Genomic DNA, 12,786 nt, shown 5'->3' with positions numbered 1-12,786 from the left:
CTACATTGCTATTAGAATCCAAATAATACCTATTAAAACGAGTACACTGAAAACAAGTAACACGATGGCTAGGGTTAGTACTTTATGTGACTGTTTCTTTACGCCTATTCTTTCGTTTTCGCTACGCTTCGCTTGTTTACTTTGGTCAATTTCAGCTTTACTTTCTTTAAAACAAAAATAACTTAAAACTAATGACATGATTAAAACAGCGAATAAAATAATGATTAAATAAGTCATTATGTCATCCCTCTCACTGCATATTTATTTATTAATAATATCAGTTATTGTTCAAAATATACATTAAAGTACTTGTTATTGAGATGAATTTTGTGAAAGTGGTATAGATGATCAAAATATCTATATTAACAGGGTATTAAACATTATGTTTGCATAGCTAATGAACGGAACTCAATTATACTGTGTGTTCAATCCAATAATATAGTCTAAGGTGTTAAAACTAAATTGGCAAAAGTTTAGTATGTTGGTGCATTAACCCCCTAGCTATTAATGGTAGCAAGGGGGTTTTTTACGTTTGAATGAGTGTGTTTTAAATTTAAAATACTAAAACATTTAAAAAATGTACACTCAATGTATACGATAAAGCGCTTTTATTGTATAATTTAGTTGAAAATAAGGATTGTGTACGCACGAGAAAAACATTACAGTTTCTGTAATGCACAAGGGGAGATAGAAATATGAAAAAAATTATGATTACAGGTGCTTTAGGACAAATTGGAACCGAACTCGTAGTGAAATGTAGAATGTTATATGGAAATGATAATGTTTTAGCTACAGATATTAAACAACCAGAAGCAGATTCAGCGATTGTAGATGGGCCGTTTGAAATATTAGATGTTACTGATAGAGCGCGTATGTTTGAGTTAGTTGAGACATTTAAGCCAGACACAATGATGCATATGGCAGCATTATTGTCAGGCGTTGCTGAAAAAAATCCATTATTTGCTTGGGATTTAAATATGGGTGGTTTAATGAACGCTTTAGAAACAGCACGTGAACACAACTTGCAATTCTTTACACCAAGTTCAATTGGCGCATTTGGACCTTCAACACCTAAAGTGAATACACCACAAGTGACGATTCAACGACCAACGTCTATGTATGGAGTGAATAAAGTTGCTGGAGAGTTATTATGTCAGTACTATTTCGATAAATTTGGTGTCGATATACGTAGTGTGAGATTCCCAGGTTTAGTTTCTCACATAAAAGAGCCAGGTGGCGGTACGACAGACTATGCGGTAGATATTTATTTCAAAGCTGTGAGAGAAGGTCGTTATACTAGCTTTATCGAAAAAGACACATATATGGATATGATGTATATGGAAGATGCCATAGATGCCATTATTCAACTTATGGAAGCGGACGGCGTTAAATTAATTAATCGTAATGCATATAACTTAAGTGCAATGAGTATTGAACCAGAAATGGTGAAAGAAGCAATTCAAGAATTTTATCTTGAGTTTCAATTAGAATATGATGTAGACCCAATAAGACAGTCTATCGCGAATAGTTGGCCAAACAGTATAGATGTTAGCTGTGCACGTGCAGAATGGGGATTCAATCCACAATATGATTTAACTAAAATGACTCAAACGATGTTAAAGGCTATAGAAGATAAAGAAACAGTAAGATAATCTAATTTAAAGCCCTCACTCATACAGTAGTGGGGGCTTTAAGCTTGTAGTCTTCGCTTAGTGCTTTTACGCAAGAGTAGACCCAAATCTCTGCCATTTTTTAAAACAAAAATTATTCATCAATATTTGCATAGGTATTGTTGATATACGAGTGCTTTATAGACATATTGGGATATTATTAATCACAAAATACTTTTGAAAGTAAGTAGTGTGCATTTTTAGTATATTTTAAATTATTTGAAAATTATTGAACAGTGCCCTGTGGATTGGTATAATTTAAAGTAATACTCAAGGAAATAACATTAGGAGGAAAAATCATGTCAGAAAAAATTGAATTTGTACAACGAGAAACACTTAAAGAAAAACCGGATCCAAGTGGTTTAGGTTTTGGAAAATACTTCACAGATTATATGTTAAGTTTCGACTACGATATTGATCAAGGATGGCATGATTTAAAGATTGTGCCTTATGGTCCAATTGAACTTTCTCCAGCAGCTCAAGCACTTCATTATGGGCAAGCTGTATTTGAAGGCTTAAAAGCATATAAACATGATGGCGAAGTTGATTTGTTCCGTCCATCTGAGAACTTTAAACGTATTAATGACTCTTTATCTCGTTTAGATATGCCGAAAGTTGATGAAGAAGTTGTATTAGAAGGTCTAAAACAATTAGTAGATATCGAACGTGACTGGGTACCAGAGGGTGAAGGTCAATCACTTTACATACGACCATACGTTTTCGCGACTGAAGGTATATTAGGCGTACGTCCTTCATACTCTTATAAATTACTTATCATTTTATCACCATCAGGCTCTTATTATGGTGGCGAGTCATTAAGCCCAACTAAGATTTATGTAGAAGATGAATATGTACGTGCCGTTCGTGGTGGCGTAGGTCACGCTAAAGTCGCAGGAAACTATGCGGCAAGTTTATTAGCACAAACAAATGCTTCTGCACAAGGTTATGACCAAGTGCTTTGGTTAGATGGTGTAGAGCAAAAATATGTAGAAGAAGTAGGTAGTATGAACATCTTCTTCGTAGAGAATGGCAAACTTGTAACGCCAGAATTAAACGGTAGTATTTTACCTGGTATTACACGTAAAACAGTCATTGAATTAGCTGGCAATTTAGGCTATGAAGTAGAAGAACGTCGTGTATCAATTGATGAATTGATTGAATCACATAATAAAGGTGAGTTAACTGAAGTATTCGGTACAGGTACAGCAGCAGTCATTTCTCCAGTAGGACAATTGAAATATGGCGAAACTGAAATTGTAATTAATAACAATGAAACTGGTAAAATCACGCAAGATTTATATAACAACTACACTGGTATCCAAAGTGGTAAACTTGAAGACCCACAAGGTTGGAGAGTCGTTGTACCAAGATATTAATAAAATACAAAAGGCGCTTCTTTTAAAAGAAGCGCCTTTTGTATTTTATATATCTAGTAATTCAAATTATATTGTCTGTTTTTCAAAATTTAATGTATCATACTTTAAAAAATACAATATAACTTTAATTTATACAAAGATATAAAATAATAGTTAATGCTTATTACTTTTACTAATAAAGGGTAAAGAACATGTGTAAAACATAGAATTATACAAAAATGAAATTAAGCATATAAATAGAGATGGTGAACTATTTTTTTATTTTAAGGGGAGGAAAATTTTATGAAATATCGCGAGTTAGGTAATACAGGTATGATGATCAGTGAAGTTAGTTTTGGTACATGGGCAATAGGTGGTGCATGGGGTGAAACAAATGATGAAGATGCATTAAGTGCTTTAGAATATGCAATTGATCAAGGCGTGAATTTCTTTGATACAGCTGATGTTTATGGAGATGGTCATAGTGAAGAATTATTAGCTAAGGCGACTGCTGGCAAAGAAGATGAAATTTATATTGCAACAAAATTCTGTCGACAAGGGGATATTGCTGACCCACAAAATTATAGTTATGAAACGGTAAAGTCATACTGTGAAGATAGTCTTCGTCGATTAAACAGAGATACAATTGATTTGTTTCAAATCCATTGCCCTGCTACTGAAATTTTAAAAGAGGGTAGTGTCTTTGACGTATTAGACCAATTAAAAGAAGAAGGTCTCATAAGACATTATGGGGTGAGTGTTGAGTCAGTTGAAGAAGGTTTAATATGTTTAGAATATCCTAATGTAGCAAGCTTGCAGGTTATTTTTAATATGTTCCGCCAAAAACCATTAGAGGAATTAATTCCTAAAGCTTACCAACAAGGTGTAGGCATCATTACGAGAGTGCCACTTGCAAGTGGATTGTTGACAGGAAAATTTACAACGAAAACTCAATTTGCTGAAGATGATCATCGTAAATTTAATGAAAATGGCGAAGCTTTTAATGTAGGTGAAACATTTTCTGGACTAGGTTTTCAAAAAGGGGTCGAATTATCCGATCAACTAACATGGATTAAAGAAGGTCGTTCTTCCATGGCAAGTACAGCATTAAGATGGATTTTAGATGCTAAAGAAATATCTTGTATTAATCCAGGGTTTAGAAATGTGACACAAGTGAAACAAAATTTAGAGGCATTAGATACTAAATCTTTCACAGAGGACGAAAATTTAAAAATTAAAAACTTTTACAAAGAAAAAGTCAAAGATGCTATCATGGGTACTTATTAATAAAGTAAATTGCCAAAATAACTGCACAGGGTTCATATGTATTAGCTAAACTAGATAAAAAATGCAGGAGTGCTTGATATTAACGCTACTTGTGTAGGATTTACATATGTGCTTAATATAGCGAATGGATTTATTATTTTTGTACAAAATAAAAAGTATGAGTTATTGGTGCAGAAACAGGGTCGGAAATTACTGACTACCGAGACCGGTATATGTGTATATTATTTGGTGATGTGAACGGACTCCAATGAGTGGCAGTAAAACAAAGACACTTTCGCTGAATTCATCTTAAAATGAATTTATGCGGAGGTGTTTTTTCTACGAAGAAAGTAGCTAGTGCATTCAGTAGAAATTAACGACAAAGTAATAGAAAAGGAAATTCAAGAACAATAGCAGGATAAATAGGAGGCATATAGATGAACAAACTCAGAACAATTATGCAGACGACAAGCACATTAATCTCTTTAATCAAAAATACACCGAATATAATTAAAGGTAACAAAGATGAATTTGGACCAAATGAAAGTTATTTAGATAAAAACAGTAATTTGAATAATAAAAGAATATTGTTTTTAGGTTCTTCAATTACTTATGGTGCTGCAGCTAAAGGTAATTCATTTGTAGCATTTTTAAATAAAGAATATGATGTGGATACAATTAAAGAAGCTCAATCAGGTACAACACTAGCTGGTAAACAAAAATCAAGTTATGTAGAAAGATTAAAAAGCAATGTTTCTACAGATAACAAATTAAATGCCTTTGTATGTCAGTTATCTACAAATGACGCAAGATTCAACAAGCCTATAGGATCAATCAGTGAATCTTATAGTATTAATGATTTTGATACGGAAACAATCATAGGTGCCATCGAATTTATTATTTCATATATTAAAGAAAATTGGGGTTGTCCTATTGTATTTTATACTTGTATACGTGATAAAGACCCTTATTATGAATTTTTGATTAAGAAACTATTAGAAATAAAAAATAAATGGGATATCCATATTATTGATGTATGGGGAGACAAGATAATAAATAAACTAGCTAAAGATGATAAAACGATGATGGCAGATGATGCCCATCCAACACAAAAGGGTTACCGATATTTGTATACACCAATATTCTCTGAAAAGCTTAATGATATATTAAATGATTAAGAGCTACCTTTTTAAAATCGAGCTTACTTCTTGCTAATGTTTTTCAACTTAAAGTTTACGAGACATAAAAAAGACCCTCCAAAGATTTCACTTTTTAAGTGTCTACTTTGAAGGGAGCATAACAGAAAAAAGCAGTCTCTTCTTAACATGTCTACTTATAATTATTGAGAATAAAAAAATAAAACTTAAATATTTGTATAACTTACAGAATAGATATTAAAATTTACACACAGAACAGTGAAGATGCTGAAGAAGTAAAAAATGTTGGGTTCACAGATGTTGAAGCTTTAGAAGATACAAATCAAATCGGAGATATCCAAGTGATTAAAACACCAGGTCAACACGGTCGTGGTGATATAGTGAAAATTGCAGGTAAAGTGTGTGGTTTGATATTTCAACAGGATAATGAAAAATCATTATACATTGCTGGCGATACAGTTTGGTATGAAGAAGTTGAAAAAACTTTAAAAACTTATAACCCTGAAATCATAGTTGTTAATGGTGGAGATAACCAATTTAATGAAGGCGGTTCGTTGGTTATGGATGAAAATGATATTTATGAAGTTGCTAAATTAATGCCATCATCTGAGATCATCGTTGTTCATATGGAAGCTGTAAATCATTGGAACCTTTCAAGAGAGTATTTAAAGCAATTCGCAAAAGAAAAACAATTTTCTTCACAACTTAAAGTACCAAACGATGGGGATAAATATACTTTTTAAATAATGAAAATTAAATATAAGATAGTTTCTACTATACGTAGTAAGTGATTACTAGAAATTAATACGGATATAGAAAGCACTTCATATTTATTTCTGAACAGTTAATAAAGCACTATACTAATACTACAGAATCTGGTCCTAAGAAAACGTGCAAAAAATGCCGACACAGTCAGAAACTGTGTCGGCACTCTGAGACACTTCTTTTTAAAAGAAGTGTCTCTTATGATAATTATCGATTATATTTTATATATCTAGTAACTCAAATTGTTTTATTTGTTTTTCAATACTTGTAGGTTTAGTATTTTCTTTTTCTTCCTTGCGCATATTTTTATGTTCTTCAACATGTGCTGGACGTGACACCCATGCTTGGAAATCCTTTTTTTCATTCCATTTCGATACGATAGAGTATGAAATTTTAGATTTTGTTTCGTTTTTCCAAATTTCTACGTCTATTAAACCATCATATCCTGAAAAATCATCTTTAGCATGGCTTATTTTGTTATCCAAAATCGCTCTATCTTCTAAAGAAGCTGTAAAATTGGCTTGTGCTATGAACATGTATTTCATTCCTCCTTAACGCTATTGACTAAATTTTAGCAAAAATAAAAAGTTAAAACATATGAAATGCATTAAATTAATATTCTGTGATTTATTCAACCAAAGTGTCTTTGCTTTATTCCCACTAAGTAGAACAAATATTGAATGAATCACTTAAAGTAGAGCACCCAAACATTGTTTTAGGGTGCTATTTATTTTTGTGGATTTTTAGATGAAATTGTACGTTACTAAACATTTATAGGTTTAGTGTATATTTTTAAACAATTGTAGATACAATGCATATTGTTTAGGAGTATATATAAAGGCTAAAATAAATTTGAGTTAAATTTGAACAGGAGCTGGTTAAAATGTCATATACAAAAAGTGTAGTTACCGAAGGCGCAGAAATATTTTATGATGTAAAAGGGAAAGGTCCTATTCTATTAACTATAGTAGGATTTGGTGGTGATGCAGATACTTACTCCGATTTATCTTCTATTTTGTCTGACGAATATACTGTCGTACGTTACGATAGAAGATGCAATTCTAGAAGTACTGGAGATTTTAATGCAGATCTTGATGTGTCACAAGAGGCTAGAGATGCCCTTGCTATCGTTCGTGATATGAAAATTGAAAAAGTATTGTTATTTGCGAACAGTGGTGGGGCCGCTATTGGTTTGAAACTCATTGAAGATTATCCGGAGGTTATTGCTGGTGGGTTTTTACATGAACCAGCGATTATGAAAGTTTTACCAGATGCTGAGAAGTGGGATGAATATGTTGATTTCGTTTATAACACTTATAAAGAAAAGGGACCTTTTGCTGCAATGAAAGAATTCAGTAACTCACTTGTTGGTTTTAATCCTGCAGGAAGCGAAAACGATGTAATTGATGATAAAGATGGGATGATTGCAAACTCGCTTGAATATTTTTTTGCACACGAATATGCCCATATTTCGAGTGAAACACCAGATTTAGAAAAAATAAAAAAAGACAATTTGTCCTTCGTATTTATGGCTGGCGCAGACAGTAAAGATGCTTATTATGCGAGAACAGCTCGGGTACTTGCTGAAAAGCTAGATAAACCTTATGTTACTGTACCAGGGAACCACGTTTCATTCACAACAGAGAAAAAATATGAGATGGTAGAAGCATTGAGAGATGTTTTAAATAACACAATATTAAAATAGAAAAGTTTAAAAAAAGTTCGATTTTGACACAAAGCTTCTTAAAGTGACAAAGAAGGTTTTCTTGATTATTTAAATCCATAAACTTGTCTTATAATCAATGTATGAAAATTATTTAAAAATATGAGCTTTTAGAAAGCTTAGGTATCACTGTAATTATTGCAGTGATACTTTTTATTTTGGGTTTTGTCTATTTTGAATATCTTCTTGCTCTTTCTTAGCACCGTTTAAAATTTCATCTATATGATAAAAGCCATTTACAATGATGATAGAAAGAATAATTAATCCAATGCCCTTAAGCCAACTTTTGGGAGACGTAGGCTTTTGTCTCTTTAAAAAAAACATGCCAATTAACGTTGCGACTACAATGATTACGAATAGATATATCATATATCATCTTCCTTTTTATAAAAATTAAATATCAAGAAAAAATTAACTTAACTTTGAAATAATATTAACATAAAGAGATGTTTTTTCAACGTTCTCTAAAATATTGAATTTAATAATATTATTCTCCCAGTTTCATTATTTGTTTAGCCTTATATCTTTATATTAAAATAAAGTGCGATATAATTTAGTATGAAGTTAATACATAGGAGCTGTTCAAGCGATGAAATGGATTTTATTTGATAAAGATGGCACATTAATATATTTTGACGGTAGTTGGATGAAGATTGGCTTACAACTCGTCGACGATTTCATGGAAGCATACAAGGACAATATACATGATATAGATGCAGCATATAAGCATTTAGGTATCGTAGATGGAGAAATTCAACCTGGCACAATAATGGCTTCAGGCGCTTTAGAAGAAATGGTCAAAGCGTTATGTGATATTGCTGGTCAGGACGTTTCTAAGTGGGCACAAAAGAGGAGCCAAACACTTGTTGATAATAGAGTGCCAGAAAATGTTCTGGTAGAAGGTATTTATGAAACGTTGGAGACGCTACAAAACCAAGGCTATAAAATGGGGATAGTAACAAGTGACTCTAAAAAGGGTGTAGAACAATTTTTAGAAGTAACTCAATTTGATCATTTCTTTGATGTAGTCATATCTACGGAAGCTAATGCAGTTGAAAAGCCTAATCCAGAAGTGCTTAATCCCTTGTTTAACAACTACGACGTATCACCACAAGATGTAATCATCGTGGGTGATACCGCCAATGATATACAAACAGGTGTAAATGCTAAGTTAGGCCTTAAGATTGCTGTACTAACGGGCGTAGGATTAGAACAAGAACTTAATAAAGCTGACCATATTGTAGATAACGCGAATGACGTTCTAGGAATATTAAATCAATATGCGTAGTTCACAAATTGTGTCATAATATACGTATCGTATATTATGACTTTTTTCTTTAATATAAACATAGAGGTGATTGTATGATTGATGGAAAATACGCAGATTATAAAGGCGAAACTTATAAAGTAGTTGAAATTGTTGGTAACGAATTGGTGCTAGCAACAGAAGACGAAAAGGCATTGGAACATGGTTTTGAAGCACAAACAGCAAATCAATCAGCGCATACATTATATTTCAAACGTATCCCGAGAGACGATGTTGATGAGCTTTATTCATTATTTCAAGAAGCAAGATATGAAGGTGCCGTTTTTGATTTATACCAAGATACAGAACAACAACTTTATATTGGTACAGAAGATCAAGACAAAGCGAGCTCATTTGGATTAGATCAAACAGATGAACATTATTATAGTAAGTATGTGACAGAAGACGAAATTGAAAAAATAATCTACCGCAGACATATTGAGTAATACATTGTTATAGCAATGAAAAAGGAGTGAGACATAATAATTGTCCCACTCCATTGTTTTTTATAGCTGTTTTTTCTTCTTGATAATTTTTGTTTGAATGATGGCAGTGATTTGGCCAACTCCTGGCTAGTTAATAAAACGATAGTAAAAGACTACAGGCTGAGACCGTGTCCTAGGCAAGTGAGTATGAAATAAATAGAAAAGTCGAAATTGAATTTAAGAAAAATATGTACAAAAAAATGCCAACAAAGTCAGATGCTTTGTCGACACTTTATTTGTATTAGCGTTGATCCACTTTACGATGTGTTTCAATGATATGACGAATCTTATCAATGACTGGGTTTAATGAGTCTGGATCTTCATGTAAATCATATTCATTAATGTTCACACGTACAACAGGACATGCGTTAAATTCACTTATCCAGTCGTCGTAACGTTTAAATAGTTTTTGCCAATATTCTGGGTCAGTTTCCATTTCCATCTGACGACCACGCTGATTAATGCGATCAATGACTTCATCGTAATCACATTCTAAATAAATCAATACATCTGGTTTAGGGAAATAAGGCGTCATGACCATGGCGTTAAATAATTCAGAATATGTTTCAAAGTCTTCTGGGCTCATTGTACCTTGTTCTTCATGCATTTTAGCGAAAATGTCGACATCTTCGTAAATCGAACGGTCTTGGATGAAACCACCGCCATATTCAAACATGCGTTTTTGTTCTTTAAAACGTTCAGCTAAGAAATAAATTTGTAAGTGGAAACTCCAACGCTCAAAGTCGTTGTAAAACTTATCGAGGTAGGGGTTGTGGTCCACGTTTTCAAATGAAGTTCTAAAATTCAGGCGTTCGGCTAAAGCTTTTGTTAATGTTGATTTTCCTACGCCTACAGTACCAGCGATAGTAATCACAGCATCTTGAGGGATACCGTATTTATTCATGCATTTGTCCTCCAATCAGTGGTTTCACTAATTCTAAAATATAATTATAGTCATCATTGTGTTTAACAAAATCAAGGCGTGTCGTGTCGATGCGAATGACGCGTTCTCCGTCAGCTTTTAACGAATTATAATAGGCATTGTAATCACGCTTTAAATTAAGTAGGTAGTCATCCTCAATTTGATGTTCAAAACTGCGGTTACGTTGTGCTATACGGTCTTTTAAGGTTTTTAATTCCGCATCTAAAAAGATGATGATATTAGGCATTTCCAAGTCTTCAGTTAAAATATCATAAATTCTTGAGAATTTACTGTATTCGGCACTCGTTAAGGTATTATGTGCGAAAATTTTATTTTTATAAATGTGATAATCACTAACGATACCACTTTCATTTGAAACAAGATCTTGGAATTGTTTGTAACGATTACATAAAAAGAACATTTCTGTTTGGAAACTCCATTTAGAAATATCTTCATAGAAATCTGATAAAAAAGGATTTTCATTTACAATTTCTTTTTCTTCATAGTAATTGTAAGTTTGACTAAGTTTGTGCGCTAAAGAAGACTTTCCGACACCAATCGGGCCTTCAACAGCAATAAATTGTTTTTTCATATTTACCGCTCCAATGTTAAAATAGACAATAAATATTGTACCATATGTGAGGTGTAAGACACATGACAACTGACCAAGATTTTATGAAAATTGCGATTGAAGAAGCAAAAAAAGCAGGGGATATTGGTGAAGTGCCTATTGGTGCTGTCATTGTTCGAGATAATGAAGTGATTGCAAGAGCACACAATTTGCGAGAATCATCACAAGACCCAACTGCACACGCTGAGCATCTTGCAATTCAGAAAGCTGCTGCTGTCGTCGGTAGTTGGCGCTTAGAAAACTGCCGACTTTATGTCACGCTAGAACCATGCGTGATGTGTGCTGGAACGATTGTAATGAGCCGTATTCCGTATGTGATTTATGGAGCCAAAGATCCCAAAGGTGGCTGTGCAGGTAGTCTCATGGACCTGTTACAAGAACCAAGATTTAATCATCGGGCAACGGTTCAAACAGGTGTATTAGAAGAAGCATGTAGCCAATTATTAAAAATATTTTTTAAAAATTTAAGAAAAAATAAAAAAATCATACAAACAGCCGATAATACAAATCACTAAAGATTTGGTAGAATATGAGTGTGTTACAAATTTGTGGCAAATGAGAATGGTGTGTAATTAAGATTGTGTTATCGATCATAGAAGGAAACGAGGTAAATTAATGATAAAATTAATTGCAACAGATATGGATGGTACATTATTAAATGCGGCACATGAGATATCAGAAGAGAATATTAAGGCGATTCAATATGCACAATCGCAAGGCATAACAGTAGTTATTGCTACGGGACGTGCTTTTTATGAAGCCAATTCACCTGTAAATCAAACAGATTTGAAAGTGCCTTACATCTGTTTAAATGGTGCAGAAGTGAGAGATGAATCTTTTAATATCATGAGTACATCTAAATTGAATCGTGAGTTAATTAATAGAATTACAACTGAGATGGATAAGGAAGATATTTATTATCAAGTTTATACAAACTTAGGTATCTACACTGAAAACCCTCAACGCGATTTAGAAATATATATAGATATTGCAGAACGAGCTGGTCAAAAAGCAGACGTAGAAAAAATTAAAGCTGGTATTCAAAAACGAATTGATAATGGTACTTTAAAAGTTGTAGATAATTATGACAAGATTGAAGATACCCCTGGAGAAATCGTTATGAAAATCCTTGCTTTTGACAGTGATTTAGAAAAAATTGACCGTGCAAGTGAGAAACTAGCACAATCAGAAAGTCTTGCAATTTCTTCTTCTTCAAGAGGCAATATTGAAATTACACACTCAGATGCACAAAAAGGCATCGCGTTAGAAACGATTGCAGAGCGTCTTAATATAGATATGGAAAATGTTATGGCAATAGGTGATAACATGAATGATATTTCTATGCTAGAGCGTGCTGGTTACTCTGTAGCGATGGATAACGCTACGCCTGAAGTAAAAGCAGTGTCTAAGTATGCTACAGACACAAATGAGCAAAGTGGCGTCGGAAAAGCGATTATGAAATTGCTCAAAGAAAATAATGAAATTTAGTATGAGGAGAAGTGTATT

The 12,786-nt window shown here is 33.1% G+C and carries 16 protein-coding genes; 11 read left to right on the top strand and 5 right to left on the bottom strand.

From position 1 onward, the window contains the following. Nucleotides 1-237, bottom strand: a complete 237-nt coding sequence (locus SOJ_RS12525; RefSeq protein ID WP_002508483.1) for a hypothetical protein — start codon at nucleotides 235-237, stop codon at nucleotides 1-3. Nucleotides 238-695: 458 nt separating this feature from the next. Here SOJ_RS12525 and SOJ_RS12520 point away from each other — a divergent pair, with 458 nt between their 5' ends. The 6 genes from SOJ_RS12520 (at nucleotide 696) to SOJ_RS12500 (ending at nucleotide 6,191) form a co-directional block, all read left to right on the top strand. Further along, nucleotides 696-1,652, top strand: coding sequence for an NAD-dependent epimerase/dehydratase family protein (locus tag SOJ_RS12520; protein WP_002508481.1), 957 nt, complete (start codon nucleotides 696-698; stop codon nucleotides 1,650-1,652). A gap of 317 nt (nucleotides 1,653-1,969) precedes the next feature. After that, a complete protein-coding gene (locus SOJ_RS12515) occupies nucleotides 1,970-3,046 on the top strand; it encodes a branched-chain amino acid aminotransferase (RefSeq protein ID WP_002508480.1) in 1,077 nt (358 codons plus the stop codon). 282 nt (nucleotides 3,047-3,328) lie between these two features. Next, nucleotides 3,329-4,312: an aldo/keto reductase gene (locus SOJ_RS12510; protein ID WP_002508479.1), complete on the top strand. Its 984-nt coding sequence runs from the start codon at nucleotides 3,329-3,331 to the stop codon at nucleotides 4,310-4,312. A gap of 164 nt (nucleotides 4,313-4,476) precedes the next feature. Beyond that, nucleotides 4,477-4,563, top strand: coding sequence for a hypothetical protein (locus tag SOJ_RS14895; RefSeq protein WP_081332209.1), 87 nt, complete (start codon nucleotides 4,477-4,479; stop codon nucleotides 4,561-4,563). A gap of 165 nt (nucleotides 4,564-4,728) precedes the next feature. Beyond that, nucleotides 4,729-5,469, top strand: a complete 741-nt coding sequence (locus SOJ_RS12505; RefSeq protein WP_002508478.1) for an SGNH/GDSL hydrolase family protein — start codon at nucleotides 4,729-4,731, stop codon at nucleotides 5,467-5,469. 191 nt (nucleotides 5,470-5,660) lie between these two features. Further along, entirely contained in the window at nucleotides 5,661-6,191 is a 531-nt protein-coding gene (locus SOJ_RS12500; RefSeq protein WP_338009708.1) for an MBL fold metallo-hydrolase, read from the top strand. 243 nt (nucleotides 6,192-6,434) lie between these two features. On the opposite strand, the gene SOJ_RS12495 is transcribed toward SOJ_RS12500, so the two are convergent. Then, nucleotides 6,435-6,749 (bottom strand): antibiotic biosynthesis monooxygenase family protein, encoded by a 315-nt coding sequence (locus SOJ_RS12495; protein WP_002508476.1) that lies wholly within the window; start codon nucleotides 6,747-6,749, stop codon nucleotides 6,435-6,437. 347 nt (nucleotides 6,750-7,096) lie between these two features. On the opposite strand from SOJ_RS12495, the gene SOJ_RS12490 reads away from it, so the two are divergent. Next, nucleotides 7,097-7,918: an alpha/beta fold hydrolase gene (locus SOJ_RS12490; RefSeq protein WP_002508475.1), complete on the top strand. Its 822-nt coding sequence runs from the start codon at nucleotides 7,097-7,099 to the stop codon at nucleotides 7,916-7,918. Nucleotides 7,919-8,089: 171 nt separating this feature from the next. Here SOJ_RS12490 and SOJ_RS12485 read toward each other — a convergent pair whose 3' ends face one another. Further along, nucleotides 8,090-8,305: a hypothetical protein gene (locus tag SOJ_RS12485; protein WP_002508474.1), complete on the bottom strand. Its 216-nt coding sequence runs from the start codon at nucleotides 8,303-8,305 to the stop codon at nucleotides 8,090-8,092. Between the two features lie 220 nt (nucleotides 8,306-8,525). Here SOJ_RS12485 and SOJ_RS12480 point away from each other — a divergent pair, with 220 nt between their 5' ends. Together SOJ_RS12480 and SOJ_RS12475 are read left to right on the top strand one after the other, a co-directional pair. Beyond that, complete coding sequence (locus SOJ_RS12480) at nucleotides 8,526-9,224, top strand: HAD family hydrolase (protein WP_002508473.1); 699 nt, start codon at nucleotides 8,526-8,528, stop codon at nucleotides 9,222-9,224. Between the two features lie 74 nt (nucleotides 9,225-9,298). Continuing rightward, nucleotides 9,299-9,688, top strand: coding sequence for a hypothetical protein (locus tag SOJ_RS12475; protein WP_002508472.1), 390 nt, complete (start codon nucleotides 9,299-9,301; stop codon nucleotides 9,686-9,688). 280 nt (nucleotides 9,689-9,968) lie between these two features. Here SOJ_RS12475 and SOJ_RS12470 read toward each other — a convergent pair whose 3' ends face one another. Continuing rightward, nucleotides 9,969-10,631: a deoxynucleoside kinase gene (locus tag SOJ_RS12470; protein WP_002508471.1), complete on the bottom strand. Its 663-nt coding sequence runs from the start codon at nucleotides 10,629-10,631 to the stop codon at nucleotides 9,969-9,971. Continuing rightward, nucleotides 10,624-11,241 carry a deoxynucleoside kinase gene (locus SOJ_RS12465; protein WP_002508470.1) on the bottom strand — a complete coding sequence of 206 codons (618 nt, stop codon included), beginning with the start codon at nucleotides 11,239-11,241 and terminating at the stop codon, nucleotides 10,624-10,626. The genes SOJ_RS12470 and SOJ_RS12465 overlap by 8 nt, the downstream gene beginning before the upstream one ends. 62 nt (nucleotides 11,242-11,303) lie before the next feature. Here SOJ_RS12465 and tadA point away from each other — a divergent pair, with 62 nt between their 5' ends. Next, a complete protein-coding gene (gene tadA / locus SOJ_RS12460; RefSeq protein WP_002508469.1) occupies nucleotides 11,304-11,795 on the top strand; it encodes a tRNA adenosine(34) deaminase TadA in 492 nt (163 codons plus the stop codon). Nucleotides 11,796-11,895: 100 nt separating this feature from the next. Then, nucleotides 11,896-12,768 (top strand): Cof-type HAD-IIB family hydrolase, encoded by an 873-nt coding sequence (locus tag SOJ_RS12455; RefSeq protein ID WP_002508468.1) that lies wholly within the window; start codon nucleotides 11,896-11,898, stop codon nucleotides 12,766-12,768. The last annotated feature ends 18 nt before the right edge of the window (nucleotides 12,769-12,786 follow it).

Source organism: Staphylococcus sp. OJ82 (genome assembly GCF_000294465.1).
Lineage (GTDB): Bacteria > Bacillota > Bacilli > Staphylococcales > Staphylococcaceae > Staphylococcus > Staphylococcus equorum.
This window is presented reverse-complemented; position numbering and strand designations above follow the sequence as displayed.

Excerpts from the sequence above, each read along its gene's own strand:
- SOJ_RS12455 (WP_002508468.1), top strand. The coding sequence starts at position 11,896 with ATGATAAAATTAATTGCAACAGATATGGATGGTACATTATTAAATGCG.
- SOJ_RS12520 (WP_002508481.1), top strand. The coding sequence starts at position 696 with ATGAAAAAAATTATGATTACAGGTGCTTTAGGACAAATTGGAACCGAA.
- SOJ_RS12480 (WP_002508473.1), top strand. The coding sequence starts at position 8,526 with ATGAAATGGATTTTATTTGATAAAGATGGCACATTAATATATTTTGAC.
- SOJ_RS12505 (WP_002508478.1), top strand. The coding sequence starts at position 4,729 with ATGAACAAACTCAGAACAATTATGCAGACGACAAGCACATTAATCTCT.
- SOJ_RS12465 (WP_002508470.1), bottom strand. The coding sequence starts at position 11,241 with ATGAAAAAACAATTTATTGCTGTTGAAGGCCCGATTGGTGTCGGAAAG.
- SOJ_RS12525 (WP_002508483.1), bottom strand. The coding sequence starts at position 237 with ATGACTTATTTAATCATTATTTTATTCGCTGTTTTAATCATGTCATTA.
- SOJ_RS12470 (WP_002508471.1), bottom strand. The coding sequence starts at position 10,631 with ATGAATAAATACGGTATCCCTCAAGATGCTGTGATTACTATCGCTGGT.
- SOJ_RS12495 (WP_002508476.1), bottom strand. The coding sequence starts at position 6,749 with ATGTTCATAGCACAAGCCAATTTTACAGCTTCTTTAGAAGATAGAGCG.
- SOJ_RS12510 (WP_002508479.1), top strand. The coding sequence starts at position 3,329 with ATGAAATATCGCGAGTTAGGTAATACAGGTATGATGATCAGTGAAGTT.
- SOJ_RS12485 (WP_002508474.1), bottom strand. The coding sequence starts at position 8,305 with ATGATATATCTATTCGTAATCATTGTAGTCGCAACGTTAATTGGCATG.
- SOJ_RS12515 (WP_002508480.1), top strand. The coding sequence starts at position 1,970 with ATGTCAGAAAAAATTGAATTTGTACAACGAGAAACACTTAAAGAAAAA.
- tadA (WP_002508469.1), top strand. The coding sequence starts at position 11,304 with ATGACAACTGACCAAGATTTTATGAAAATTGCGATTGAAGAAGCAAAA.
- SOJ_RS12475 (WP_002508472.1), top strand. The coding sequence starts at position 9,299 with ATGATTGATGGAAAATACGCAGATTATAAAGGCGAAACTTATAAAGTA.
- SOJ_RS12490 (WP_002508475.1), top strand. The coding sequence starts at position 7,097 with ATGTCATATACAAAAAGTGTAGTTACCGAAGGCGCAGAAATATTTTAT.